We start from the raw sequence: 24,594 nt of genomic DNA on the forward strand, positions 1-24,594 counted from the left end.
TCGGCGGCTCAGCCGAGACCGGCCAGGCGCCGGACGGCCTCCTGCTCACCCCAGCGGAACCCGATGCGCCGCGACAGCCGGGCCGCCTCCGCGCACGAGTCCTTCGCCTCGGCCGTGCGGCCCGCCAGCTCGTGCACGATGCCGCGGTCGAGGAGCAGCCCGGCCTCGATCTGCCGGTCCCCCACCGACCGCGCGAGCGGCAGCGCCTCCTCCACCAGGTCCAGGGCACGGTCGAGGAAACCGAGCCGCCGCAAGGCATCGGCCGTGTTCGCCAGCGCGTGCAGCTCCCCCGGCCTGTCCCCGCACGACCGGAACGTCGTCAGGGTGCGTTCGTAGCACGCCAGCGCGGTCTCCAGATCGCCCTGTGCCGCGTGCACCAGGCCCAGGTTCGTGCGCACGTACGCGGCGCCTTGCGCGTCGTCCAACTCCTCGCGCACCGCCAGTGACGCTTCCAGCGACGCCACCGCGACGGGCAGGTCGCGGCGGCGCCAGTGCACGATGCCGAGGTTGTTGAGCGTCACGGCTTCCATCCGGCGGTCGTGCAACGCACGGGCCAGTTCGAGCGCCGCCGTCCAGTGCCGCTCGGCCTCGACGAACCGGAAACCCCGTTCGCACGCCGCGCCGAGCTCCTTCAACGCCAGTGCTTCCGCACGAACGTCACCCAGCGACCTGGCCGCTTCGAGGGCGAGGGTGTTGAGCTCGACCCAGTCCGCCACCTCCGAGCGACGGCGGAAGTACCAGGAGAGCCCTGCCGCGAACGCGATGGCGTCGGCCGGCGACGCCTGGTGCGCGGCGGCGAGCAGGTTGTCGCGCTCCTGGGCGAGCCACAGGTCGGAAGGGTTGTCCGCCAACGCTTCCAGGTAGTGCTTGTGGAGACGTTCCAACGCCAGCGACCGTTCCTCCGGCGACTCGGAGGTGCGACACCGCTCGCGGGCGAACAGCCGCAGCTGGTCGTGCAGGGCGTACCGGCCCGGCACCGGTTCCTCGACGAGACGTGCGGCGACCAGCTCGGCGAGCAGCTCCTCGACGTCGGGCACGTCCGTCAGCGCCCGCACCGCCGGGAGCGCGACGTCCGGCCCGTCCACGAGACCGAGCAGCCGGAAAACCCCGGCCACGGCAGGAGATCGCAGCTCGCCGTACGCGACGTCGAAGACGCCGACGTCCCCGCTCAGCCGAGCGGCCAGTCGTCGCGGCGTCCACTGTGGATCTGTGAGCAGACCACCCGCGACCCGCAACGCGAGCGGCAGACCCCCGCAGCGCCGCACCAGCTCCGCCACATCGCCGACTTCTCCGGCGATCCCCTCCAGCAGCCCGGCGGCCTCCCGCACCGGCAGCGCGCCCAGCGGCACGTGCGCCGCTCCGGGCAACGAGGTGAGCGGACGACGTGAGGTGATCAGCACGACCGAGCCCGGCCCGGTCGGCAGCAGACGCCGGACCTGCGCCGCCGTCGCGACGTTCGTCAGCACCACCAGCAACCTGCGCGACGCCGCGGCGGACCGGTACCGCAACGCCTCCTCGTCACCGGGCCGCTCCCCCAGCGCGCGCAGGAACCGGCTGAGCACGCGGTCGGAGGCCCCGTCGGACAGATCCGCGTGCAGCAGCCCGTCGGGGAACCCCGGCGCCATCTCGTGGGCGGCCCTGACCGCGAGCGCCGCCTTCCCGGCCCCCGCCGGTCCGGTGACCACGCACACCGCCACCCCGTCCTGCCGCGCCTGCGCCATGACCACGGCAAGCTCACGCGACCGCCCGACGAAGGCACCGACGCCCGGCGGCAACGCCGCGGCCCCCACGGGTTTCGCACGCAGGATCTCGGCCCGCAACCGCTGCAACGACTCCCCCGGCTCAACACCCAGCTCGTCGTGCAGCAGCTGTCGGCACTCCTCGTAAGCGGCGAGCGCCTCGGCAGACCGCCCAGCCCGGTGCAACGCGAGAACCTGCTGCTCGCGCAGCCGTTCGTGCAACGGATGCTCCCGCGCCCACTCGGCGAGGTCCGCGATGATCTCGGCGTGCCGCCCCAGGTCGAGCTCCGCCTCGGCGCACTCGGCCCGTGCCGCCACCCGCAGGTCCTCCAGCCGCGCCACGACCCCGCGCAACAGCCCGGACGCCGCAAGGTCGGCCAACGCGGGCCCACGCCACAACGCGAGCGCCTCCCGGTACCGCTGCGGCGTGCGCTCGCGGCGAGCGACGTCGAGCAACGCCGTGAACCGGGTGAGGTCAAGCTCCTCGGGGTCGACCGACATCAGGTAACCGGGCGAGCGCGACTGCAACCGCGATCCGACGATCTTGCGCAGCTGGTAGACGTACACCTGCAGGTTCTTGTGCGCCGTCTTGGGCGGCGCGTCGTCCCAGAGCACGCTGACCATCCGCTCGACCGGCACGACCCGTCCCGGCTGGGCCAGCAGCAGCGCGAGGACGGCCCGCTGCTTGGGCGGCCCGAGGCTCAGGCGCACGCCGTCGTCGCCACAGCACTCCACCGGCCCGAGCACCCGGAACTCCACACTTCGATCGTAGCCACCGGGCACACGCCGAACACGTGCCGTGACGCGCGTTCGACAACCGGGACCGGCTCCCGTCCCGGCGTGAACTACGCCGTTCAGCTGAGACCTGAACCACAGAGGCGAAAATCCTAACGGCGAAACGGTCGCGCCGGGATGGCTTCACTGATCCGGAGCAGCCCCACCCTCTCCGTTGGTGTGAACCTCGTGGCGAGCCCTCGCTCCGGACGTATCGTCCGCTTCAGCAGCGGGTGCACCCGCCAAGGGGGTCTTGAGGATGTAGCCGATGACGTTCGGAGCGAGCGTACGCAGAACCCGCCGGAAGCAGGCGAAACAGGGGTCGTCCACAATGCTGGCCTCCACGGTGGAGGCCCTGCAGTCCTATGTCCTCAACACCGGCGTGATCGGCATCGCGGAAGGGCTGCTCGGCGTTCTCGCCGTGGGCGGGATTCTCAGCGCGCTGCTGGGCCAAGCCGGTGTCCGCGCCGCCGCCGTTGTCGCGGTGGTCGTGGCGATCCTCGGGCTGTTCGTGTTGCTCGTCGCGAACAAACTGGAATGGCGCCGCCGCACCGAACTCGACCGGCGGCTCCTGCGCCGGTACTGCGACCTGCTGCACGAACGCTGCGACTTCACCTGGCGGATCACCGACTGGCGCCAGGTCGTGACGATCGATCCCAACGGCGACACCCGCGACCGGATCACTTTCACCGCCGTTCCCGACTGCGACGCGCTCGACTTCCTCACGTTCTGGGAAGGTCCGCACTGGGAGTGGCCGGAGAGGTACCGGCGCAAGACGGAGGTCCACGTCCGGAGCGTGGAGTTGGAGAGCGACGGGGGCGGGACCCGCTTCGACGTGACGACCTGCTGGCTCAGCAGGGGCCGGCTGAAGGTGACCGTGCACCTGAGCGAGCCCGCGCTGCGGGACACGGAGATCAGCCTGGTGGCCGAGTTCGTTTTCCCGGCGAAGTGCCTGCCGTTCGTGCAGGGCTCGCCGGAGGAGTTCGTCAAGAAGTTCTCGCCGGGTCCGGAGCACCTGGAGTACACGGTCGTCCTGCCACCCGGTTGCAGCGGCTACTGGGACGGGGTGGGCCTGAGGTCCGGAACAGCGAGCCATTCCATCCAGCGACGCAGGAACAGCAACGGATGCGAAGAGATCCACCTCGTGGCCGATGGCGTGGCCACCGGCGCACGAGTGGGCATGAAGCTGGACATCAAGTAAGGCGGGAGGCCTCACTTGTCGTCCGCTCCTCCAGAACCGCCCTCTCCACCAAATCCGGAAATCATTCCACTCCGCATCGAATCGAGCGAGGGCGCACGCCGCCGATTCGTGTGAACACAAAGGAAAACCGGCGACAATGAGCCGGGCGCCCCCACGGGACGCCCGGCAGGATCGTAGATCAACCACCGCCTCGCTATCGAATCCGTCATCACGAACGAGTGCTTGACACAAGCCATCAAGTACTTGCTATCGTCCGTCAAGTGGCGACCACCTCCGAACACGTGGACCTGCGCGACGACCTGGTCCGGCTTGTGACCAGCAGGTTGCTCGACCCACTGGAAATCCTTCTGCCGCAAGCGGATCTGGCGGGCCTGCACCGGTCGGTCGAGGCCGACGCCGAGATGTGGGCGGCGCAGCTGCTCGGCGGGGACGACGCGCTGGCCAGGCAGACCGCCGTCCGCCTGATCGCCGTCCTGCACCCCGGCGACACGCCGTTCGACCCGCCGGACGAGTGGTGGGCGACCCCGCTGGGGCGCGTCGCCGCGCGGCGCATCGGGCATCCCGGCAAGGAGTTCGTGTCCTTCGGCGTGGCCGGCGCGATGCTCGGCATCACCCGGCAGGGCGTGCACGACCTGGTCACCCGCAAGAAGCTGACGCGCCACCCCGAGGGCGGCGTGACGGTCGACTCGATCCGCGCCCGCCTCGACCTGAGGAGACAACGGTGAAGCTCGCGGCCCGTGAGTTCGGTTCGGAGGGCCGGCCGTTCCTGCTCCTGCACGGTCTCGGCGGCGACTCGGCGGCGTGGGAAGCGTTTGCGCCGCACCTGAACGGCCGGGCGGTGGCGGTCGACCTGCGTGGGCACGGCCGGTCGCCCGACGGGCCGTGGGGCTGGGAGGCGGTGCTGGACGACCTCGACGAGACGGCCGTCCACTTCGGACTCGCCGATCCCGTGGTGGTCGGGCATTCGCTCGGTGGCGTGCTCGCCGCTCTCTGGGCGCTCCGGCACCCCACGTGTCCCGCCGCGGTGAGTCTGGACGGACACCGGTCCGCCGCCACGCACCTCTCGCTCTACGAAGGACTCGAAGACGAAGAGCTTCCGACCCGGCTGAACGCGATCTTCACCGCGCAGCTGGAGACGATCACCCGTCCGGACCGCTCGATCCTCACGGCGTTGCGGACCGCGCCGGAGTTTCTCGACGCGCTCCCGGTCTTCGCGCAGGTGACCAGCCCGTTCCTGCTGGTGCTGGCGACGAGGAACCTACCGGTTCCGCCGGACCTGGCCCCCCTGATGGACGCCCACCGCGCGGGGCTGCGCCGCGACTTGCCGGTCGTCTGCCCGAACGTGCGGGTCCACGAGCTCGACGCGACGCACGGCATGGTCGTCGAACGCCCGGCCGAGCTGGCCGGGGTCGTGAGTCACTTCGTGAACAACCTCTTCAGCGCCTGACGGGCCCTGCGGGGCGCCTCGGGGTCCTTCTCCAGCTGCAGGAAGTGGTTGAGCGCCAGCATGACCCCGAGGATCTCGTAGACGAGCTGGTCGACGTCGGTGTCCCCCGGCAGCTCGTCGTCGTTGACCGCCCTGCGGATGTGGATCCGCAAGTCCCTGCGCCACAACGCGTTCATGCCCGCCAAGGCGTCCCGCACCGGCCCGCTCCGCCCGTCGAACTCGGCCGTCGCCGCGGTGAAGAAGCACCCGCCGGGCAGCACGTTGCGCTCCAGGTAGGACACCCACGCCTCGCAGACCGACTTCAGCCGCGTGAGCCCGGACGGCATCTGCTTGACCTTGCGCGGCACCTCGCGCAGGAACACCTCCGCCGCCTGGTCGACGACCGCGAGCTGCAGCGCCTCCTTGGTCCCGAAGTGCCCCAGCAACCCGGCCTTGCTCATCCCGAGCTCGCCCGCGAGGCGCCCGATGGTCAGCCCCTCCAGCCCTTCGGCGGACGCGATGGCGAGGCTGTGGTCGAGGATGCGCTGCCGGGTCTCCAGCGTGTCGGCGACGGATCGGCGCGGGCTCATGCCCCCAGTCTACGACCCCTTTAGCTACCGACCGATCGGTTGCTATATTCGGCGCGCCGTCCACCCCCAGAATGGAGCGCACCTTGTCCGGATCCCGTGTCGTCGCGCTGGGCCACCACCAGCCTGAGCGCGTGCTGACCAACGCCGACCTCGAGAAGCTGGTCGACACCAACGACGAGTGGATCCTGCAACGCACCGGCATCTCGACCCGCCGCATCGCCGCGGAGACGGAGTCGGTCACCGACATGGCCTCCGCCGCGGCCGAGAAGGCACTGGCCGCCTCCGGCCTGGCCCCGTCCGACATCGGCCAGGTCATCGTCGCGACCTGCTCCGCGATCGACCGCAGCCCGTCGATCGCCGCCCAGGTGGCAGCCCGCCTGTCCCTCCCGGCCCCGGTCTGCTTCGACCTGAACAACGCCTGCGCCGGCTTCTGCACCGCCCTCGCCACCGCCGACCACACCCTGCGCGCGGGCGCCGCACAGCACGCGCTCGTCATCGGCGCCGAGAAGATGTCGGACCTGGTCGACTGGACCGACCGCTCCTCCTGCATCCTGCTGGGCGACGGCGCGGGCGCCGCGATCATCAGCGCCTCCGACACCCCCGGAATCTCGCCCGTGGCCTGGGGCTCCGACCCGTCCAGGGGCAACGCCGTCCGCCTCGTCGACCAGTGGCAGCCGCGCTTCGCCCAGGAGGGCCAGGCAGTCTTCCGCTGGGCCACCAGCGAGCTCCCCGCGGTGGCCGCGCAAGCCTGCGAACGAGCGGGTATCGCCACGACCGACCTGGCGGGCATCGTCACGCACCAGGCCAACCTGCGCATCGTCGAGGCCATGACCCGCAAGCTGAAGCTCAGCGACGACGTGGTCATCGCCCGGGACGTCGCGGTGTCCGGCAACACCTCCGCCGCCTCGGTTCCCCTCGCCTTGTCGAAGATGGTGGAACGGGGGGAGCTTCCTTCCGGCGCCCCCGTCCTTCTTTTCGCCTTCGGCGGCGGCTTGTCCTGGGCAGGCCAGGTGATCACGACCCCGTGACCCGCGCTGCCGGGCACGGAGGTACGGCTCGCTGCGCATCGCCGGACGAGCCTTCGAACACAAGGCCGGTGTGGCGGCTCGGGAGCCCACCGAGCCGCCACACCGCCGGTGACGCACGAGAAGGAAGGACACCCGCCGACGCGGGGACGAGCGCATCGTCCGCGTGACGTCGCAGGTCCGCCACCTGGCCACGCGAGCGACGTCGGAGTTCGCCGTCCCCGCTTGCCCTGTGCCGGCGGGCCGTCCTTCCAAACCTGGTTATGGCCTCGCGCGTCCTCCGCCCACTCGCACCATCTCCGGCCTCGAACGCGAGTGCCTCCGCCGCTGCAAAGGCGGGGACATCGACGACGAGACCGACGGGGGAACGGATGCTGCGCGGGCGGCGACCGGTTCGGGTGCCGGGATCTTGGTGGTGGCCGGGGGTTCCGGTGCCGCCGCGGGGGCGGCCGGGGTCGCCTCCGGCTGGGTCCACACGGAACGGTCCAGGTCCACCGTGTTCTGCCGGAACAGTTCCGGGGTCTCGGTGATGATCTTGCCGGGCGACTCCAGGCCGACGATGCCGACGAGCTTGCCGTCCTTGATGAAGCCCGTCAGGCCGTTGACGTCGGTGGTGTCGGTGCCGAGCACGGGAAGGCCCGCACCCTGCACGCGCATGCCGTACTGCTCGGTCCAGAACCTCGGCACCGGCGTGTAGGGCTTGGCGTGGGTGCGGCCCACCAGCAGGTTCTCGGCGGCGGCACGGCCTCCCTCGACCGCGTTGAGCCAGTGCTCGACGCGGCGGACGACGCCGTTGAAGCGCATGTTCGGCCAGCGGGCCACGTCGCCGCAGGCGACGATGTTCTCCGCGCCCACCACGTGGTTGGTCGCGTCGCAGAGCACGCCGTCCTCGATGATCAGGCCGGAGCCGCGCAGCCAGTCGACGGCCGGGGAGGCGCCGACGGCCAGCACGACGCACGAGGCGAAGAACACCTGGCCGTCGGAGAGGTGGATGCCGATGCCGCCGGGCTGGCGCACCCAGTGCTTGATGCCGACTCCGGTGGCGAGGCGGACACCGTGGTGGATGTGCGCCTCGGTGATCTTCTTGCCGATGTCGTCGCCGACCACGCCGCCGAGCAGCGCGGGCGAGCGCACGATCAGCGCCACGTCGCGGCCCATGTGCCGGACGGAGCAGGCGAGCTCGCAGCCGATGAACCCGCCGCCGATGACGGCGACGAGGCCCTGCGACTGCCGGATGTTCTTGCGGATCGCGATCGCGTCGTCCAGCGTGCGCAGCACGTGCACGCGCGGGTCGTGGCGCGGCGCCCCGCCCATCGCCCTGGCGTCGACGCCGGTGGCGATGATCAGGCCGTCGTACTTGATCTCCTCGCCGCCGGGCACCCAGACCGACTGGAGCTTCGGGTCCAGGTGCAGGGCCGGGGAGTTGAGCCGCCACTCGGCGTCGAGGTCACCCGAGAACGACAGCAGGGAGTCGTCCGGGTGCCATTCGCCCGTGATGAGCTGCTTCGACAAGGCCGGGCGGTGGTAGGGGAGATGCCTCTCGGCGGACAGGATGGTGATCTGCCCGTCGAAACCCATCTCCCGCAGCCGTTCCGCGGAACGGACTCCTCCGAGTCCGCCGCCGACGACCACGATCCGTTCGCTCACTTCACTCGCTCCCTGATCTCGATCGCGCGCATCGGGCACGCGCGGGCTGCCTGCCGAGCCTGAGCGAAGTGCTCCTGCGGCGGCCGGCGGTTGTAGGTCAGGCGGTTGTCCTCGATCAGCTTGAACACGTCCGGTGCCTCCGCCTGGCAGGTGCCGTAGCGGTGGCACTTCTCGTTGTTGACGCTCACGTCCATCGCGTCGCCCTCGCCGACACCGGGTTCCTGGCCGCGCTCGGGGTCGAGCATCCCGATGCGCACCAGCACCTCGGGCGGGAGGAACCTGGCGAGCGCCAGGGTGGCGGTCGGGACGAGGACGGTCAGCCCGGCGAGCCAGAGCACCGCCAGGTTTCCGTTGGCGATGGCGCCGAACCAGGAGTGCACCACGGTGATGCCCACCGCGATGTACGCCGTCTGGTGGAACCGCAACCACTTGCGGTAGAAGACTTTGTGCCGCATCGAGGCGAACACGGCGATCGCGAGCATGACCTCGAGCCCGAGGATGCCGAGCGCGTGCCGGAACAGGCCGCCGTCGACGAACGGCAGGACGAGCTTGACGAAGCTGAAGGTACCGGTCTGGATCAACGTGAAGGCGAACGCGTGGATGCAGCCGAACGCGATCGCCAGTGAGGCGAGCACCATGTGCCCGTTCTTCAAACCCTCGCGCCCGGTGAGCTTCTCGGCCCACCCGGTCGCGATCAGCACACCCCAGGACAAGGTGGCGCACATCAGGACGTAAGCCAGCCTGGCGGAGATCTGGGCCATCTTCTTGACGCCCGAGTCGAACTCGGACGCCTGGGCCACCAGGAGCGGAATCTGGCTCGACAGCAACTCTTCCTCCGGAAAGAACTTTCTCGCGGGAACCCGCCCGGCCCCCTGGGTGCAGGAGTGGACACTTCAGGGCCGGGCGGGTGGGAACAGGTCCGCGTTGGAGTGCCTCTGACCTTGGGACACCACCTCCGTTTCCCGTCGTGCAACGGGTCTGTCGGAAATCACCGCACCGGTCGTCGCGGGCGGAGAACTCGGAGCAGGAGCACGGTGAGGACGGCTCCCGCGGCGGTGACCGAGATGGTCACCCACATGTTCGGCCCCTCGTCGGAGGCCAGGGTCGCGTTGATGATGCCGCCGGCGGGCACCGGTTCGGCGAACGACGAGTCGCCCGCGATCCCCGTGCTCTCCAGCAACGTCATGTGCTTCATCACCACGTCGATGCCGGCCTGCGCGAACGGGCGGATCACGTCGTTGCGGGTCTGCGAACGCACCTTGGCGATGAACATGAAGACCTGACCGTGGGCGGCGCGCAGCCGTGCCACGAACGCCTGGTCGAACGCGTCTCCCTCGAGCGCGTTGATCTCCTCCATCCAGGACTGCTGCGCCGGGTTCGGCACGTCCGGGATGGACACTCCCAGCTGGGCGGCGGCCTTCTTCGTCGCCGTGTCCAGCATCATGTGGTCGAGCATGATCATCTTGCCGATCTGCTTGACCCGTTCGTTCGACGCCTTGGTGGCGGTGAGCTCACCCATCGGCATCTCCCACAGGCCCGCCTGGCGCACCTTCACCAGCAGATCGCGGTCGTTCGCGGTCAGCGGACCCGAGGGGGTGTCCTGGACTCCGCCGGTGTCCGGGGGCTGCGCCGCGGCGGGCGCGGTGCCGGCGAAGAGGAACAACATCGCCAAGACGGTGGCGAGGGCTCTGGTCATCGTCTTGATGTCCTCGTTGTTCAAGGGAGGTCGGTAGGGGGATTCCGGTCCTGCGACGGTTCTTCTCAGTAGCCGGGTGTGCCGGACGGCGAGGCGGACTGCGGCGTCTGCCTCGTGCCGGAGCCGGAGGACGTGCCCGGCGTGGTGGTGCTCCTGCTGTTGTTCTGGGCCTTGCCGCCGGTGATCTTGGCGCCGTTGGGTGCGGTGACCCACCACACTCCGCCCTTGCCCTGACCCTTCATGTCACCGGCGCCCTTGTCCTCGGCGTAGGTGTACTGCGGCCATCCGGCGATGGTCAGCTGCTTGGTGCCGTCCGGCCTGGTCAGCACGCCCATGGAGATCGGGTCCACCCCGGTCGCCATCGGCGCCTTGTCCGCGAGCACCGGCTTCCACTGCTGGGCGCACTCGCCCTCGCAGTTGGACTTGGACGGTTTGGGGGTGTCCCTGTCGAACCGGTACAGCGGCAGGCCGTCCGCGTCGGTGACGAACCATCCGACCTGGTCGGTGTGCGAGATGAAGTACATGTTCGTGTCGCTCAGGTCGGCGGGCTGCGCCCGCAAGCCGTCCGTCGCCTCCCCACCGGGAGGGGTCTGGGTGCCGCCGCACGCCGTGAGGCTGAGAGCCAGTGCCGCCAGGGCGGTGATGGCCTGTCCACGTCGCATCGGCTGGTCCTTTCTCGGCTTGGGTACCGAGGAGTACGGACACGATCCGGCAACGGTTCACGAAGTTCGTGAGGAATATTTGCCTCTCGACTTGAGACGGTTGATGGGGCAAGGATGTCCCCCGTGGCGCGGCACAGACGTCAACGCGAGTTAGACGAACAATCACCAAGACCGGGATCGCTCGAGGAAGAGCTGATCCGCCGGCTGTACGAGGAATTCGGCAGTGCCCTGCTGGGACACTGCATGAGGTTGACGGGCCACGACCGACAGTGGGCCGAGGACATCGTGCAGGAGACTCTGGTCAGGGCATGGCGCAACGCCGAGAAGCTCGAGCGTGACCCCGTGCTCTTGCGGTCGTGGTTGTTCACGGTGGCAAGGCGGTTGGTCATCGACGACAGGCGCAAGAGGAGCGTCCGTCCGCAGGAGTTCGAGCTGACCCCTTCGGACGAGTCGCCTTCGGGAAGTGAAGAGGATCGCACCCTCGCTGCGATCGTCGTGGCGGAGGCGATGAACGGTCTCTCGGAGGAACACAGGGAGGCTATTCTCGAGACATATCTGCGGGACCGCACCGTCGGTGAGGCCGCGGCGGCACTGGGTGTGCCACCGGGCACGGTCAAGTCGAGGGTGTACTACGCGCTGCGTGCGTTGCGGCGTGCGTTGCACGAACGGGGAGAGACGCGGTGACAACGGCACCAGATCACCTCGACGTCGCCGCCTACGTGCTCGGCATCCTCGATGCCGATGAGGTGGAGGCGTTCGAGAACCACCTGACCGAGTGTCGGCGGTGTGCTCTTGACCTGCGCGACTTCGCGGTGGTGCCGGACCTCATCGACGAGGCCGACGCCGGCGGGATGCTGCGCGGGACTGCCCCGGAACGCCCGGACGGCAAGTCGGTCCGGGTCATGCTCGACGCCGTCTCCGCCCGCCGCAAGCGCAGGCGCTGGTTCGTCGCCCAGGGTGTCGCGGCCGCCGCCGCCGGCATCGTGGCGGTGACGGTGCTGGCGACCACGCTCGTCGTGCGCAACAGCGAGGACGGTTCCAACCAGGCCGCGCCGCAGAGCTCCGGCACCGCGACGTCGCAGACCCCCGTGGCGAACAACCGGAGCGACTCCGCGCTGAAGGTGCAGCAGCAGGACCCGAACAGCGGTGTCTTCACGAAGATCACCGCGTCGGACGAGCCCTGGGGCACCTCGATGGACATCGAGGTCAGCGGCATGTCCGGCCCCGGCAGGGGATCGCTCGTCGCCGTGGGACGCGCCGGCCGCGTCGCGCAGGTCACCTCCTGGTACGCACCCGAGAAGGTGGCGGGCGACTCGAAGACCGTCCGGCTCCAGGCGAACGTCGCCATGCGCTGGGACGAGATCGCGACCTTCCGGATCGTCGACGAGAACGGCAAGACCCTCCTCGAGGCCGTCGCCTCCTGAGGTTTTCCCGGTACCAGCCCACTGCCCCCACCGGATCCGTGAGATCCTGTGGGGGCAGTTGTCGCATTCGGGGAGGATGGTTACGTGGCGATAGGCCCGTCCGCGGTCGAGCGGTGGCTCGATCTGTCCACAGAGGAGCTGCGCGCGCAGGTCAAGCAGCTCGTGTCCGCCCGGCTACCGGGTGATCACGCGGTGTGGCAGGCGGTTCGGCGTCATCCCGCGCTGGTCCCCCGCGTCCGCGGTGTCCTTTCCGGACTGGCCGCCACGGCGGCCGGCAGCAAGGACGAGGCGATGCAGAAGGTCTGGATCTCGAAGGCGCGCGCCGCGCTCGACCAGCCCGTCGCCGCCCCGGTGAAGACCGCGCGCAAGCCGGTCGCCAAGGAGGTTCCCGCCGAGGAGCCGGAACCGGTGATCGAGCTGCGGGAGCCGGAGCCGCAGGAACCGCGGCAGCCGCCCAGAGCCGTCCCGACGATGCTGTTCCAGGAACCTGGCTAAGGAGCACCGGATGGTCGTCTTCGGATCGCTCATCTCCCTGTCCGGGCTGATGATCCTGCTCGTCCGCGACGCTCCGCTGGGCGGGCTGAGCCCCGCGGTCGCCGGGTGGGTGATGATCCCGCTCGGCCTGGTGTTCGTGGTCCTCGGTGTGCTGCGCAACCGCCGCAAGCGCGCTCAGGGCGGTCCCGGCCCCATCGGCAACCCGATCCAGCGCGCGAAGGCGCTGCCGCGGCTGTTCAAGGCGTGGCGCGGCGGCCGGTACCCCGAGCTGCCGCGCAGCCAGGTGGTGCTGTGGGCGGTGGCGCTGGTCTACCTCGTGTCGCCGATCGACCTGGTCCCCGAGCTGTTGCCGGTGATCGGTGTGACCGACGACGCGGGCGTCCTCGTGTGGCTGCTGAGCAGCCTGTCCCTCACCTCAGGCGCGTACCTGCGCTGGGAGAAGGACCATCGCGACCCTGCGCGCGGGATCGAGTCCCCGTGAGGTCTCCTCGCGGATGATCCCGGCGAGACCGGGCGACGGGTCGGTCACGGCCTGGAAGCCCAGCCGCTCGTAGTAGGGCGCGTTCCACGGCACGCCGAGGAACGTGGTCAACGTCACTGGACGGTCGCCGCGGGTCACGTGCTCGATGAGAGCGGCGCCGATCCCCTGGCGGGCGTGGGAGGGGTGCACGCAGACCTGGTGGACGTGCGTGGCGCCGTCGACGTCCCCCACCGCGATGAACGCGACGGGCACTCCTTCGGCGCCGATGGCCACCCAGACCTCGTGTTCTGCCAGGTCGTCGAGGGACATCGGGGCGTCGTCGGCTATCTCCGGCATGCCCAAGTCGCGGAACGGTTCCCCGGACGCGACTTCGATCTCCTGGAGGTATGTCAGTTCGGCTGGTTGGGCGAGACGGATCAACACACCCACCATCCTGGTAGGTCGCGCACGGACCCCGCAGCCGGATGACGTTAAAGTTCAGCCCTGATGCGAACGAAGACCGTGCGCGTCCTCCTGGTGGAGGACGACGATGGAGACGCCGTGCTCGTCGAGGCGCTGCTCGAAGAAGCGAGCGCGCCCTTCGTGCTGTCTCGCGCACGCACGCTCGCCGAGGCGGAGGAGCTGCTGACGGACGCCCAGTGCGTCCTGCTCGACCTCGGCCTCCCCGACTCCCAGGGCCTCGACGGCCTGCACCGACTGCTCAAGAAGCCCCACGTGCCCGCCGTGCTCGTCCTGACGGGTCTCGACGACGAACGCGAGGGCATCGACGCCGTCGCCGCCGGCGCGGAGGACTACCTGATCAAGGGCCAGGTCGACGGCGACCTGCTGCTGCGCGCCGTGCGGTACGCGGTCGAACGGCGCCGCGCCGAGGACGCCCAGCGCCTGCTGCGGGAGGCCGAGCTGATCGCCGCGGAGCGGTCCCGCCTCGAACGCGGCCTGCTGCCGCCCGCGCTGCTGCAGAACTCCGACGTGGGCCTCGACGTCCGCTACCAGCCCGGCGGGCAGCGCATGCTGCTCGGCGGCGACTTCTACGACGCGGTCGGCATGCCGGACGGCACGGTGCACGCCATCATCGGCGACGTGTGCGGGCACGGCCCCGACGAGGCCGCGCTCGGCGTCTGCCTGCGCATCGCGTGGCGCGCCCTGGTGCTGGCCGGTGAGCCCGCCGAGAAGGTGCTGCGCACGCTCGACCAGGTGCTGGTCGCGGAACGGCACGGCGAGGGCATCTTCACCACGGCGTGCATGGTGACGGTCGCGCCCGACCGGCGGTCGGCGCGCTACTTCCTGGCCGGGCACCCCGAGCCGTTGCTGATGGCGGGCGGCCAGATCGTCGACCTGCCCCAGTCCAAGATCGGCGTCCCGCTCGGCGTGCTGCCCGACTACGGCTGGACCGGTGTCGACGTGCCGCTCCCGGCCGGCTGGTCGCTCGCCTGCTACACCGACGGCCTGATCGAGGGCCGGGTGCCCGACGACACCGACCGGCTCGGCGTCGAGCGGCTGTGCGAGATCCTGGACAGACACCTGCGGACCGGCCCCGACTGGGTGGACTCGGTCATCGCAGAGGTGACGGAGCTCAACGGCGGGCCGCTCGACGACGACGTGGCCATCCTGCTGTTGAAGGACGGAAAGTGACACTGCCGCAGAGGCTCTCCGCGGGCCGCCTGCTCGCCGCCATCGTGATGGTCCTGCTCGTGATGACGGCGGCGGTGATCGCGTCGACCGTGATCGCCCTCGACGGGCTGGGCTCGGCGCGCGAGCGGTCGGTCGACCAGGTCGAACCCGCCGGGCGCACCGCTAAGGACCTCAACCGCGCGCTGCTCGACGAGGAGACCGGTCTGCGCGGGTTCGTGCTGACCGGCGAGGACAGCTTCCTCACGCCGTACGTGGAGGGCCGCAAGACCGAGGTGGAGGCCGCGCAGACGGTGCGCGACCTGGTCGGCGACGTCAACGGCCGGGTGAGCCGCATCGAGCAGCTGGCGTTGCAGTGGCGCGGCCAGTACGCCGAGCCGACGATCGCGAGCATCCGCCTCTCCGGGCCCGCGCTGTCCTCCGCGCAGGACCTCGACCGCGGCAAGGAGATCTTCGACCAGGTCCGGGTCGAGGTGGCGGCGTTGCAGACCGACATCGGCGAGCTGAGCCGCGCCGCGCGCGATGACCTCGCGCACGCGGCCGGTGTCGTCCTGTGGCTCGTCATCGGCATGGGCGTGCTGCTCGTCGCGGTGATCGGCGGGCTGTCGTTCCTGCTGTACCGGATGCTCGTCGCGCCGCTCGCGGACCTGGCGGCCCACACCCGGCAGGTCGCCGAGGGCGACTTCACCCACCCGATCGACGTCGGCGGGCCCCGCGAGACGGTCATGCTCGGCGAGGACGTGGACGCGATGCGCCGCCGGATCGTGCACGAGCTGGAGACGCTCGACGCGGCCAAGACGGAGCTGCAGCGGTCCAACGCCGAGCTGGAACAGTTCGCCTACGTCGCCTCGCACGACCTGCAGGAGCCGCTGCGCAAGGTCGCGTCGTTCTGCCAGCTGCTGCAACGCCGCTACGGCGGCCAGCTCGACGACCGCGCCGACCAGTACATCGGCTTCGCGGTGGACGGCGCGAAGCGGATGCAGGTGCTGATCAACGACCTGCTGGCGTTCTCCCGCGTCGGCAGGCTGACCCGCGAGCAGACCGTCGTCGACCTGAACGAGGTCGTGCGCCAGGTCGTGGACAGCTACTCCGACCGCGTCGAGGAGACGGGCGCCGACCTGCGAATCGCGGACCTGCCCCCGGTGCGGGGCGAGGCGTCGCTGCTCAGCGCCGTGTTCCAGAACCTGATCAGCAACGCGCTGAAGTTCACCGGCCCCGACACGCCGGTGATCACCGTCGACGTCCAGCGTGACGGCGAGATGTGGAAGTTCTCCGTGCGGGACAACGGCATCGGGATCGAGCCGGAGTACGCTGACCGGATCTTCGTCATCTTCCAGCGCCTGCACCCGAAGGACGCCTATCCGGGCACGGGCATCGGACTGGCGATGTGCCGGAAGATCGTCGAGTACCACGGCGGCTCGATCTGGCTGAGGACCGACGTGGACTCCGGCACGAGTTTCGAGTTCACCCTGCCCGTGGTACCCGAGCTCGTCGCAGAAGCTGAGGAAGCACATGCCTGAGTCACCGCTGAACGTGATCGACGTCCTGCTGGTCGAGGACGACCCCGGCGACGCCCTGATGACCCAGGAGGCGTTCGAGCACCACAAGATCCGCAACACGCTGCACGTGGTGAAGGACGGCGTGGAGGCGCTCGAGTTCCTGCGCCGCGAGGGTCAGTACGCGAACGCGCCGAGGCCGGGCCTGATCCTGCTGGACCTCAACCTGCCCCGCAAGGACGGCCGCGAGGTGCTGAGCGAGGTCAAGGCCGACGCGGAGCTGCGGTCGATCCCGGTCGTCGTGCTGACGACGTCGGAGGCGGAGGAGGACATCCTGCGCAGCTACAGCCTCTACGCGAACGCGTACGTCACCAAGCCGGTCGACTTCGACAGGTTCATCGACGTCGTGCGCCAGATCGACGACTTCTTCGTCACCGTGGTGAAGCTGCCTCGCTGACGGTCGCCTCGGTGATCACGGCGGCGCTGAAGTCCAGGCACTTCCGGCAGATCCGGGCTTCGGCGCCGTGGTGCACCGGCTTCGTCTCGCCGCAGAACGAGCAGTCGCCGACCTCACCGACCTCGGCGGAGGCGACGCAGAGGTCGCAGATCAGGGCGGCCGGTCCCGCCATCAGCTTGCCGACCTGGTCGGCGGCACGGGCGCAGAACCAGCAGCGCTCGACGCGCTTGGACTGTTCCACGATCTGGTGAACGCGCTGGTGGCTCATCTTGAGCGCGTCGGCGATCTCGCGCATCGAGCCGCCTGCGCGGTGCAGCCGCAGCACGGCGTGGTGGTAGACGGCCTTGGCGACGTCGGCCTTGTCCTGGGCAGCGGCTGACGCCGTGCCCGCCCGGCGTGCCGCGGCCAGCAACTCCTCGTCGAGTGTCATGGCGTCTAGGCTAGCTAGACGCGTCTAGTGCGTCTAGACAGTTGCTCAGTCGACGCTGCGCACGATCAACGGGTCGTCGTCCGCCTGCACGACCCACTCCTGGTGTTCACGCGGGTCGGGGACGACGGGAGCCCACATGCCCGTCCCACCGGGACGGACCGCCTTGCGCGACTCGACTTCCTCTGGCGCAGTCATGCACTTCGGCTACCCGCTCGTCCCGAACGTATGCCCGCGAGCATCGTCGTGATGGCGTCCATGACCCGTCCGGTGGCCTCGTCCAGCACCTCGGCGGTCAGCTCGCGGCCCTGGAGGTCCGACAGGTCGACCGGTGCGCCCGCCACGACGTCGACCCGTTTGCGCGGCAGCAGCCGCAGCAGGACCGAGCCCTGGGGCAGCACGTCCTGGGTGCCCCACACGGCCACCGGCACGACGGGCACCCCGGCCGCGAGCGCCATCCGCGCGACCCCGGTCTTGCCCTTCATCGGCCAGCCGTCCGGGTCGGAGGTGAAGGTCCCCTCCGGGAACGCCATGACGCACTTACCGGCCTCCAGCGCCTCCACGGCGGGCCTGAGCGCCTCGGCGGCCTTCACCGTGCCCCGCTCGACCGGGATGTGGCCACCGGAGCGCATCACCCGGTTCACGACCGGCACGCGCCACAGGGACGCCTTGGCGAGGACGCGCGGCACCCGGTTCGACATCAGCGCGAACACCACGGCCGCGATCGGGTCGGTGTTGGACAGGTGGTTGAACGCGAGCACCACGCCGCCGTTGCCGGGAACGTGCTGCCGGCCGCGCACGCGCAGCCGTACGAACAGCACCACGAAGGGCCACAGCACGTCGATGGCGAGCGAGAACCAGAACCCCCGGCCCCTGCGGGGCATCTTCCAGGTCCAGGCGGCGAGCTCCAGCGGTGTCACGCCGACCATTCCAGCACCCGACCCCAGGATTTGTCCCGTATTCGTCTGAACACAGGAAGTCATGTTCGGAGCCGCAACAACGAGCGATCAGGCAACGCGGGATACATCGCGCGCTGATGCTCTTGGACCTTTTGGCCCGCAACGGAATTGCGCCAGCGAGAACCAAGTCCGCTCGAATGACGTACCGCCTGGTCGATGCCACGTCCACGCCGAGCACCAAGATACCGAAAGGTGTGGTTGGAACCAGAAGACCGAGCGTCGCCTTCCATTCGGCTCCACCGGTGAGAATCTGCGTCGCCACCACGGAGAACATCGATACAACCACGATGATCACCAACGCGTCCGAGCCCGATTCAACGCGACTGACGGCTCAAAGACCCCCGCCGCTGGGGACGGGGTTCACCAGCACACCCGACAGCAGCCCGACCGAGGTTGCGTGGAGCAGTGGCGAGGGCGAGCGCCAACGCCGCGTCTCACGGGTAAGCCGGGGTCATCGCCAGTAGCGTGAGAGCAGGGCTGTCGCGATCAGCACCGGGCGCGTCATCTGCCGACGTGCGTGGAGACGGGGGTGTGCAACGACATGCGTGCCACGAGTTCGTGGGTCTGTCTTCGGACAGCGTCGAGGCTCACCGACGATCTGGCCACTTCGCCGTACGACGCGCTGTCCGATCTCATTGTGCAGCTCGAACCGATCTCCGCGAAGCCGGCAGCCCGGTGACCACCTCCCTGCTGCTGCATCGCCTGCACGCCGCGGGGCTGGTCGACGTCACGGCCGTGGAGCCGGTCGAGGGCGGGCTCGCCGCGGTCGCGGGCATCGCCGTCCGGCGCGACGGCACCCGGTTGTTCGTCAAGTCGTTCGCCGAGGTGCCCGCACACGACCTCTTCGCAGCCGAGGCGGAAGGACTGCACGCTCTTCGGGACCGCGGCGGGTTCGTCACGCCCGAGGTCGTCCTCGCGACGCCGGACCTGCTGGTGCTGTCGGTCCTGCGCGACCGACCGGCGGAAGAGGCGTACTGGGAACAGCTCGCCCACGCACTCGCCCGGCTGCACACGTCCACGGTGCACGACCGGTTCGGCTGGGAGCGCGACAACTGGCTCGGCCGCTACCAGCAGGTGAACACGTGGACCGCCGACGGGCACGAGTTCTTCGCGCAGAACCGCCTGCTGCGCTGGTTGCCGGAGTGGCGGGTCAGGGCGGCGCTGGACGAACGGGACCGGCGGGCCTTGGAGCGGCTCTGCGAGCGGCTGCCCGACCTGCTGCCGGCGAACCCGGCCTGCCTGACCCACGGCGACCTGTGGGCGCAGAACGTCCTCGCCACCACCGACGGCAGGCCCGCGGTGATCGACCCGGCCGTCTCCTACACCTGGGCCGAGGTCGACCTGGCCCACCTGTGGTGCTCGCCGCACCCGCCGGAGGCGAAGCGGTTCTTCTCCGTGTACGCCGAACTGACCGGCCTGGACGACGACTGGCGAACCCGGATGCCCCTGATCCAGCTGCGCCAAAGCCTCGCCCTCATCGCCATGTTCGACCACGACTGGGGCGCGGCGGACCAGGTTCGAGCCGTTCTCAGGCCGTTCCGGACTGGGACGGCTCCGGTGCGACTCCCTCGACCGCCCACACCCCGTCCAAGCGGCGGCGCCCTGCCTCGCGCATGCGTCGATGGCCGTCATTGCCCGTAGTGAACCGCCCCTGCTCGACCATCTTCACCCGGATGCCGACAACCTCGATCGCGGCAGAGCGCTTCCGGAGGTCAACCGACTCATATCGTCTTCTCGCCTCTTCAGGAGCCTGACGGCGAAGTCCCGGATGAGGGGTAGCTGAGCCCGATTTCTACACTTTGGCCGCCACCACCATGTAGTTCTCGGCCTCAGGGTTGAACGTGCTCATTTCCGTCCGAAGTCCGACCCGGCGCAACTCGGCTTCGAGTTCTTCATACCGGTAGGGCCAGCTCGACAGCAGTTCCGAGCGCGCAAGAACCGACCCAGCCGCATCAACTTGCGCAACCGCGATCTCGATGTGGTGCTCGTCCTCCCAGTTCGGCGCAATGTCCCAGCGGTAGACCACCACGGCATCGCGACCGTTCCGGCGGACGAGGCGGTCACTGATGTCCAGTCGGGAACCTCTGGCTCTCACAAGTTCCCACGTGCGGGAGGTGAGCACCAAGCGTCCGCCACGGCGCAGAAGCCGTGACATCGACTCCAGAGCAGCAACTCTGCCTCGCGCGCCCACGGCATGGTGCAGCGAGTTGCCAACGCAGAACACCATGTCAAAGGTGTCATCATCGAAATGGTCGGGCAACTCTTCCCAGTCCGCCCGCACTGTCCGGACAGATGTGCCGAGCTCGTCAGACAACTCCGCAGTCCGACGAACCATCGCTTCGCTGGCATCAGTTGCCACAACCCGGATGCCAAGACCGGCGAGGCCAACCGCCAACTGTCCGGTCCCGCACGAACAATCGAGGACGTGAGCGTTCGACGGCAGGAGACTGAGGACGTCATCGAACGAAGCAGCGAACTCGGCCGGAGTCAGCTTCGCATCGGAAATGAGCCACTCGTACACCTCGGCAAGCGCGTCATAACCCGCCACAACTACTACCTCCGCCACGTGGCTCACTCACGTCGCACATCAGTACATCAGCGGGGTAAGTCGGTTCACCAATGGTTTTCGCTGAGGGAGGCCCGTCCGCTCCTGCCGCTGGTCACGTTCCTTGAGCTCGCTCGTACCGACGATCGAATGTTGGGGTCGAGCCGGTGGTGCACCCACGCACACCGATACGTTCCGAGCCGCCACACCACGAGAGCCGGTCCTGGAGGCCGTCGTGGCGCCTGGGACCGGTCCTTGGCCGGGTGTCAGGGCTTCTCGAAGTGCTGGTAGTCGATCGGCGTGTCCCAGAAGCCGCCCCAGGTCCAGCCGCGCGTGGTGAACGCCTGCTCGGTGGCGTCGCCCGCGTGGATCATGCCGGATACCTTCCGGGTGCGGTCGACGTAGGGCGCGCCGTTGGGCGGGTAGACCGCGCCGCTGCGGGAGATGTACGGGTTCTGGACGGGGTTGATGTCGATGGCCCGCCCGTAGGAGTGGTTGGACCAGGCGGTGCCGCCCGTGATCGGCCGGCAGTTGAACGCCGAGGTGTTGTTCGCCGCCATCGACGCGTCGTCGTCGGAGTCGTACTTCTCGACGGTCTCCATCCGCTGGATGGGGAACCGGCCGAAGTAGAGGTCGGCGAAGACGCGGGCGACCTCGACGGCGAGATCGGCGTTGACGACCAGTTCGCCGCGGTGCACCGCGCCGTCGAAACCGACGAAGTTCAGGCTGACCAGCCGCAGTTGACCGGGTCCGACGGGACAGCCTTCGCGCCAGCTGGAGGCGAGCCGCTTCGCGGTGACCGGCTTGATGACGGCGACGTAGGGCGAGAGGCCGCTGCCGGTCGGCGCGGCGAACTCCAGGGTCCGGGCCGTGGAGGCGGGCGCAGGCACGGTGCCGACCAGGACCACGGACAGCGTGAGCGTGATGAGCGTGAAAACTCTGGTTTTCAACTTCACAGTGCTTCCTCTCGATCCCCGCTACGACGGAGCGGAATTCACCTGTCGGGCCAGGCAGGAAACCAGCCATCGACCACGGCCGCCAGCGGACTGTTCACCCCGGCCGCGCGAAGATGTCTTCGGGATCGACCCTGCCAGCGGTGCGCGGACAACGTCAACTTCGCCGGGACGTTTCGGCCCTGCCCGAAACGTCCGGACACGCAGGAACCAGGATGCCCCGGATACGCCCGCTCATGCCGATGCGTTGCAGGGCAGCAAATGCAGTTCAGTGTGTGATAGCAAGGCTGTTCAGGATGAACGAAAACTAATCGGTCGGCAGCGGCGACAACGGAATGTGCAATGCTCGGAGCGCATCCGATGACGCGATATCCCGCCTGTCCACGGACCCTGGCAGACCGTGTTTCGCCGCCGACGCTCGGAAGAGGGATCTTCAGGTCGAGCCGACCGATACCCCGACCGGCGGAACCGAACCCGGCGATCACGGGCTGAGCCGGTCGCGGGGCGGCTGGACCGGCAAGCTGCATCCGGCCCGCGAACAGGGCCGACGACCGTTGCCGCTGCACTACACCTGTTGTGGCAGCGACATCTCCTCGCCGATCTCGCGCCGCCGAGGGATCGCCCCGGTGTCAGAGCGAATATTCGAGCACGCCGCCGTTCTCGGTCCGGGTGAGCTCGCCACGTTCGACCAGGACGTCCAGGTGGGCGGCCGTCTCGCCGACCGCCAGGACCTGGTTGAACACGTCGAGGTCCTCGAACCGGCGCTGGCGGCGGGTCCAGCCGATCTTGCGGGCGGTCTCGAACGCGGTGCCGCTCGCGGCCAGGTGGATCTCCTCCAGGCGCCGCTCGTGGTGGTGGATCAGCTCGTCCACGCGGGCGTGGGAGCTGTCGGTGACCGGGCCGTGCGCGGGCAGCAGCCGCAGGTCGGGCAGCTCGCGGGTGAGCCGCAGCGAGGTCAGGTAGTCGCCGAGCGGCAGCTCGGGGCGCAGCGGCTCGAACCCGATCGACGGCGTGATGTGCGGGAGCACGTGGTCGCCGGAGAACAGGACCTTGGCGGCGTGGTCGGCGAACACGACGTGGCCGCGGGTGTGGCCGGGTGTCGGGATGACCTCCAGCGTGCGGTGCTCCAGCTCGACGGTGCCGCGGACGAGCCACTCGTCCGGCTCCTCGTAGTCGCGCAGGGCCTCGGCGGCGTTCGCGTGGTGCATGATCTTGACCCACACCTCCGCCAGCTCGTCGGCACCCCACTTGCGCAGGTCGGAGACGTGCTGGTCCTCCTGGCCGTGCAGCATGTGCCGCAGCGAGGGCTGCTCGCCGAGGCCGAGGCCGATCTTGGAGCCGAACAGGCGGCGCAGCGACACGGCCATCGTGAAGTGGTCGCGGTGGACGTGCGTGACGAGGAACCGGCGGATGTCGTCGAAGCCCTTGTCCAGGGTGCCGAGCGCGGCTTCGAGCTGGTCCTTGGCCTCCTCCAGCGCCCAGCCGGAGTCGATCATGACCAGGCCGTCGCCGTCCTCGACCGCGTAGACGTTGACCGCGCGCAGGCCGTCGTTCGGCAAGGGCAGCGGAATCCGGTGCACCCCTGGTGCGACCTCGAACGCGCCCGGCTCACTCCACACCCGGTCCACCTCGTGTTGTTAGCGCCCGCAACTATCTACCGGACGGTAACACGGTATTCGGGGTGTTTGTCGATGTACTTGGCCACGAACGGGCACGTGGGCGAGACCTTCACGCCGCGTGCCTGAGCGTCGTCGAGGGCGAACTTCGCGAGCTTGCCACCGAGCCCCTGGCCGCCGTACTCGTCACCGACCTCCGTGTGCACCAGGGCGACCGTGTCACCGGCGGTCCGGTACTCCAGGAACCCGGCCAGCGCGCCGTCCACGTGGATCTCGTACCGGCTCTCGGCCTCGTTGTTGGTGACCATGCGAACCATCATGCCCCGTACCGGGGGAAGATGACGGTCATGGACGTCTACCTGCTGATCCTGGGCGACCACCTGCCCAACCCGTGCACGGGCGAGGAGGTTTCGCAGGCCGACCGGCTGCGGGCGATGGTCGAGCAGGCGGTGGTGGCCGAGGAGGCGGGTTTCGCGGGCGTCGCGATCGGCGAGCACCACTTCACCCGCTACATCGTGTCGGCGCCGGAGCTGCTGCTGGCGGCCGTCGCGGCGCGCACGTCCACGCTGAAGCTCTCGACCGGCGTGACGCTGCTGGCCCACCGCGACCCGGTGCTGGTCGCCGAGGCGCTCGCGACGCTCGACGTGCTGTCCGACGGCCGGGCGGAGCTGATCGTGGCGCGCGGCGTCGACCAGCAGACGGACGCGGCGTTCGGGGTGCAGCCGGGTGAGCTGCGGGCGCGGTTCGAGGAGCACCTGCGGCTGCTGCTCAAGCTGCTGGAGGAGCCGTCGGTGAGCTGGGACGGCCGGTTCCGCGGCCAGCTGAGCGACGTGACGACGACGCCACGGCCGGTGCAGAAGCCGCGGCCGGCGGTGTGGATCGGGTCGGGCTCGGCGGTGTCGGCGGACCTGGGCGCGGAGCTGGAGATGCCGCTCATGCTGCCGTCGACGCTGCGGGACCCGTCGATCTACCGCGAGGTCGTCCAGCGCTACCGGGACGCCTTCCCCGGCGGACGGGTCGGCGTGCCGAGCCACGTGTTCGTCGCACGCGACGACGCACGCGCACGGTGGCGCCCGCACCTCGCGGAGTACGCGCGGTTCGCGGACCCGTGGCGCGGGGACGGCGACATCGACGTGGACGCCATCATGGACGGCGCCGCGGTGTGCGGCACGCCGGACGAGGTGGTGACGCGGCTCAACGCACTGGCGGAGCGGCTGTCCATCGACACCCACCTCGTGATGGTCGACATCGGCGGCATGCCGCACGAGTCGGTCATCGAGACGATCAGGCTGTTCGGCGCGGAAGTGCTCCCGGAACTTGTTTAACCCGGATGCTGCCGGGGGTTAACACTC

At 69.5% G+C, this 24,594-nt stretch carries 27 protein-coding genes; 13 read left to right on the forward strand and 14 right to left on the reverse strand.

Features of this window, described 5'->3' with window-relative positions; genetic code table 11:
• Positions 1–8: 8 nt before the first annotated feature.
• On the reverse strand, positions 9–2,498 hold the full coding sequence (locus tag BLT23_RS31430; RefSeq protein ID WP_143036108.1) for an AfsR/SARP family transcriptional regulator: 2,490 nt from the start codon (positions 2,496–2,498) through the stop codon (positions 9–11).
• 346 nt (positions 2,499–2,844) lie between these two features.
• Here BLT23_RS31430 and BLT23_RS31435 point away from each other — a divergent pair, with 346 nt between their 5' ends.
• The 3 genes from BLT23_RS31435 (at position 2,845) to BLT23_RS31445 (ending at position 5,161) form a co-directional block, all read left to right on the forward strand.
• Entirely contained in the window at positions 2,845–3,714 is an 870-nt protein-coding gene (locus BLT23_RS31435) for a hypothetical protein (protein ID WP_090055789.1), read from the forward strand.
• A gap of 260 nt (positions 3,715–3,974) precedes the next feature.
• Positions 3,975–4,439, forward strand: a complete 465-nt coding sequence (locus tag BLT23_RS31440) for a hypothetical protein (RefSeq protein WP_090055793.1) — start codon at positions 3,975–3,977, stop codon at positions 4,437–4,439.
• Positions 4,436–5,161 carry an alpha/beta fold hydrolase gene (locus tag BLT23_RS31445; protein WP_090055795.1) on the forward strand — a complete coding sequence of 242 codons (726 nt, stop codon included), beginning with the start codon at positions 4,436–4,438 and terminating at the stop codon, positions 5,159–5,161. Before BLT23_RS31440 ends, BLT23_RS31445 begins: the two co-directional genes overlap by 4 nt.
• On the opposite strand, the gene BLT23_RS31450 is transcribed toward BLT23_RS31445, so the two are convergent.
• Positions 5,131–5,730 (reverse strand): TetR/AcrR family transcriptional regulator, encoded by a 600-nt coding sequence (locus BLT23_RS31450; RefSeq protein ID WP_090055797.1) that lies wholly within the window; start codon positions 5,728–5,730, stop codon positions 5,131–5,133. The genes BLT23_RS31445 and BLT23_RS31450 overlap by 31 nt on opposite strands.
• Positions 5,731–5,813: 83 nt before the next feature.
• Between BLT23_RS31450 and BLT23_RS31455 the strand changes: the two genes are divergently transcribed.
• Complete coding sequence (locus BLT23_RS31455) at positions 5,814–6,758, forward strand: beta-ketoacyl-ACP synthase III (RefSeq protein WP_090055799.1); 945 nt, start codon at positions 5,814–5,816, stop codon at positions 6,756–6,758.
• Positions 6,759–7,016: 258 nt separating this feature from the next.
• Here the strand turns inward: BLT23_RS31455 and BLT23_RS31460 are convergent, their stop codons facing one another.
• The 4 genes from BLT23_RS31460 to BLT23_RS31475 form a co-directional block, all read right to left on the reverse strand.
• Positions 7,017–8,402, reverse strand: a complete 1,386-nt coding sequence (locus tag BLT23_RS31460; RefSeq protein ID WP_176947000.1) for an NAD(P)/FAD-dependent oxidoreductase — start codon at positions 8,400–8,402, stop codon at positions 7,017–7,019.
• Positions 8,399–9,229 (reverse strand): 4Fe-4S domain-containing protein, encoded by an 831-nt coding sequence (locus tag BLT23_RS31465; protein WP_245744378.1) that lies wholly within the window; start codon positions 9,227–9,229, stop codon positions 8,399–8,401. Before BLT23_RS31465 ends, BLT23_RS31460 begins: the two co-directional genes overlap by 4 nt.
• 161 nt (positions 9,230–9,390) lie before the next feature.
• The gene (locus tag BLT23_RS31470) at positions 9,391–10,122 is read right to left on the reverse strand and encodes a DUF4142 domain-containing protein (RefSeq protein WP_090055803.1); all 732 of its coding nucleotides are present in this window, start codon (positions 10,120–10,122) and stop codon (positions 9,391–9,393) included.
• 41 nt (positions 10,123–10,163) lie between these two features.
• A complete protein-coding gene (locus tag BLT23_RS31475) occupies positions 10,164–10,760 on the reverse strand; it encodes a hypothetical protein (protein ID WP_090055806.1) in 597 nt (198 codons plus the stop codon).
• 114 nt (positions 10,761–10,874) lie between these two features.
• Here BLT23_RS31475 and BLT23_RS31480 point away from each other — a divergent pair, with 114 nt between their 5' ends.
• From BLT23_RS31480 to BLT23_RS31495, 4 genes are all read left to right on the forward strand, one after another.
• On the forward strand, positions 10,875–11,444 hold the full coding sequence (locus BLT23_RS31480) for a sigma-70 family RNA polymerase sigma factor (protein ID WP_090055807.1): 570 nt from the start codon (positions 10,875–10,877) through the stop codon (positions 11,442–11,444).
• Positions 11,441–12,184 (forward strand): anti-sigma factor family protein, encoded by a 744-nt coding sequence (locus tag BLT23_RS31485; protein WP_090055809.1) that lies wholly within the window; start codon positions 11,441–11,443, stop codon positions 12,182–12,184. The genes BLT23_RS31480 and BLT23_RS31485 overlap by 4 nt, the downstream gene beginning before the upstream one ends.
• Positions 12,185–12,268: 84 nt before the next feature.
• The gene (locus BLT23_RS31490) at positions 12,269–12,679 is read left to right on the forward strand and encodes a hypothetical protein (RefSeq protein WP_090055811.1); all 411 of its coding nucleotides are present in this window, start codon (positions 12,269–12,271) and stop codon (positions 12,677–12,679) included.
• A gap of 10 nt (positions 12,680–12,689) precedes the next feature.
• Positions 12,690–13,160, forward strand: coding sequence for a YkvA family protein (locus tag BLT23_RS31495; protein WP_090055815.1), 471 nt, complete (start codon positions 12,690–12,692; stop codon positions 13,158–13,160).
• Here the strand turns inward: BLT23_RS31495 and BLT23_RS31500 are convergent.
• Positions 13,095–13,592 (reverse strand): GNAT family N-acetyltransferase, encoded by a 498-nt coding sequence (locus tag BLT23_RS31500; protein WP_425434429.1) that lies wholly within the window; start codon positions 13,590–13,592, stop codon positions 13,095–13,097. The two genes, BLT23_RS31495 and BLT23_RS31500, sit on opposite strands and share 66 nt — an antisense overlap.
• A 54-nt stretch (positions 13,593–13,646) precedes the next feature.
• Between BLT23_RS31500 and BLT23_RS31505 the strand changes: the two genes are divergently transcribed.
• Genes BLT23_RS31505 through BLT23_RS31515 form a run of 3 tightly spaced genes read left to right on the forward strand, consistent with a single transcriptional unit; the run spans position 13,647 to position 16,742 of the window.
• The gene (locus BLT23_RS31505) at positions 13,647–14,792 is read left to right on the forward strand and encodes a PP2C family protein-serine/threonine phosphatase (protein ID WP_090055823.1); all 1,146 of its coding nucleotides are present in this window, start codon (positions 13,647–13,649) and stop codon (positions 14,790–14,792) included.
• On the forward strand, positions 14,789–16,309 hold the full coding sequence (locus tag BLT23_RS31510; RefSeq protein WP_245744380.1) for a sensor histidine kinase: 1,521 nt from the start codon (positions 14,789–14,791) through the stop codon (positions 16,307–16,309). The genes BLT23_RS31505 and BLT23_RS31510 overlap by 4 nt, the downstream gene beginning before the upstream one ends.
• Complete coding sequence (locus BLT23_RS31515; RefSeq protein ID WP_090055827.1) at positions 16,302–16,742, forward strand: response regulator; 441 nt, start codon at positions 16,302–16,304, stop codon at positions 16,740–16,742. Before BLT23_RS31510 ends, BLT23_RS31515 begins: the two co-directional genes overlap by 8 nt.
• Here BLT23_RS31515 and BLT23_RS41870 read toward each other — a convergent pair.
• Genes BLT23_RS41870 through BLT23_RS31525 form a run of 3 tightly spaced genes read right to left on the reverse strand, consistent with a single transcriptional unit; the run spans position 16,717 to position 18,089 of the window.
• Positions 16,717–17,172 carry a ClpX C4-type zinc finger protein gene (locus BLT23_RS41870; RefSeq protein ID WP_090055830.1) on the reverse strand — a complete coding sequence of 152 codons (456 nt, stop codon included), beginning with the start codon at positions 17,170–17,172 and terminating at the stop codon, positions 16,717–16,719. The genes BLT23_RS31515 and BLT23_RS41870 overlap by 26 nt on opposite strands.
• Positions 17,173–17,217: 45 nt before the next feature.
• Positions 17,218–17,367, reverse strand: a complete 150-nt coding sequence (locus BLT23_RS41060) for a hypothetical protein (RefSeq protein WP_176947001.1) — start codon at positions 17,365–17,367, stop codon at positions 17,218–17,220.
• Positions 17,364–18,089, reverse strand: coding sequence for a lysophospholipid acyltransferase family protein (locus BLT23_RS31525; protein ID WP_245744382.1), 726 nt, complete (start codon positions 18,087–18,089; stop codon positions 17,364–17,366). The genes BLT23_RS41060 and BLT23_RS31525 overlap by 4 nt, the downstream gene beginning before the upstream one ends.
• 714 nt (positions 18,090–18,803) lie before the next feature.
• Between BLT23_RS31525 and BLT23_RS31530 the strand changes: the two genes are divergently transcribed.
• Positions 18,804–19,769, forward strand: coding sequence for a fructosamine kinase family protein (locus BLT23_RS31530; protein WP_090055839.1), 966 nt, complete (start codon positions 18,804–18,806; stop codon positions 19,767–19,769).
• Positions 19,770–19,920: 151 nt separating this feature from the next.
• Here BLT23_RS31530 and BLT23_RS31535 read toward each other — a convergent pair whose 3' ends face one another.
• The 4 genes from BLT23_RS31535 to BLT23_RS31550 form a co-directional block, all read right to left on the reverse strand.
• Positions 19,921–20,676, reverse strand: a complete 756-nt coding sequence (locus tag BLT23_RS31535; RefSeq protein WP_090055844.1) for a class I SAM-dependent methyltransferase — start codon at positions 20,674–20,676, stop codon at positions 19,921–19,923.
• A 263-nt stretch (positions 20,677–20,939) separates the two neighbouring features.
• Positions 20,940–21,629, reverse strand: coding sequence for a M15 family metallopeptidase (locus BLT23_RS31540; protein ID WP_090055848.1), 690 nt, complete (start codon positions 21,627–21,629; stop codon positions 20,940–20,942).
• Between the two features lie 626 nt (positions 21,630–22,255).
• Positions 22,256–23,245: an MBL fold metallo-hydrolase gene (locus BLT23_RS31545; protein WP_245744384.1), complete on the reverse strand. Its 990-nt coding sequence runs from the start codon at positions 23,243–23,245 to the stop codon at positions 22,256–22,258.
• Positions 23,246–23,280: 35 nt separating this feature from the next.
• On the reverse strand, positions 23,281–23,550 hold the full coding sequence (locus BLT23_RS31550) for a GNAT family N-acetyltransferase (RefSeq protein WP_090055857.1): 270 nt from the start codon (positions 23,548–23,550) through the stop codon (positions 23,281–23,283).
• A 30-nt stretch (positions 23,551–23,580) separates the two neighbouring features.
• Here BLT23_RS31550 and BLT23_RS31555 point away from each other — a divergent pair, with 30 nt between their 5' ends.
• Positions 23,581–24,567 carry an LLM class flavin-dependent oxidoreductase gene (locus BLT23_RS31555; protein WP_090055860.1) on the forward strand — a complete coding sequence of 329 codons (987 nt, stop codon included), beginning with the start codon at positions 23,581–23,583 and terminating at the stop codon, positions 24,565–24,567.
• Positions 24,568–24,594 lie beyond the last annotated feature (27 nt).

This window comes from Lentzea fradiae (genome assembly GCF_900100955.1).
GTDB classification, from domain to species: Bacteria; Actinomycetota; Actinomycetes; order Mycobacteriales; family Pseudonocardiaceae; genus Lentzea; species Lentzea fradiae.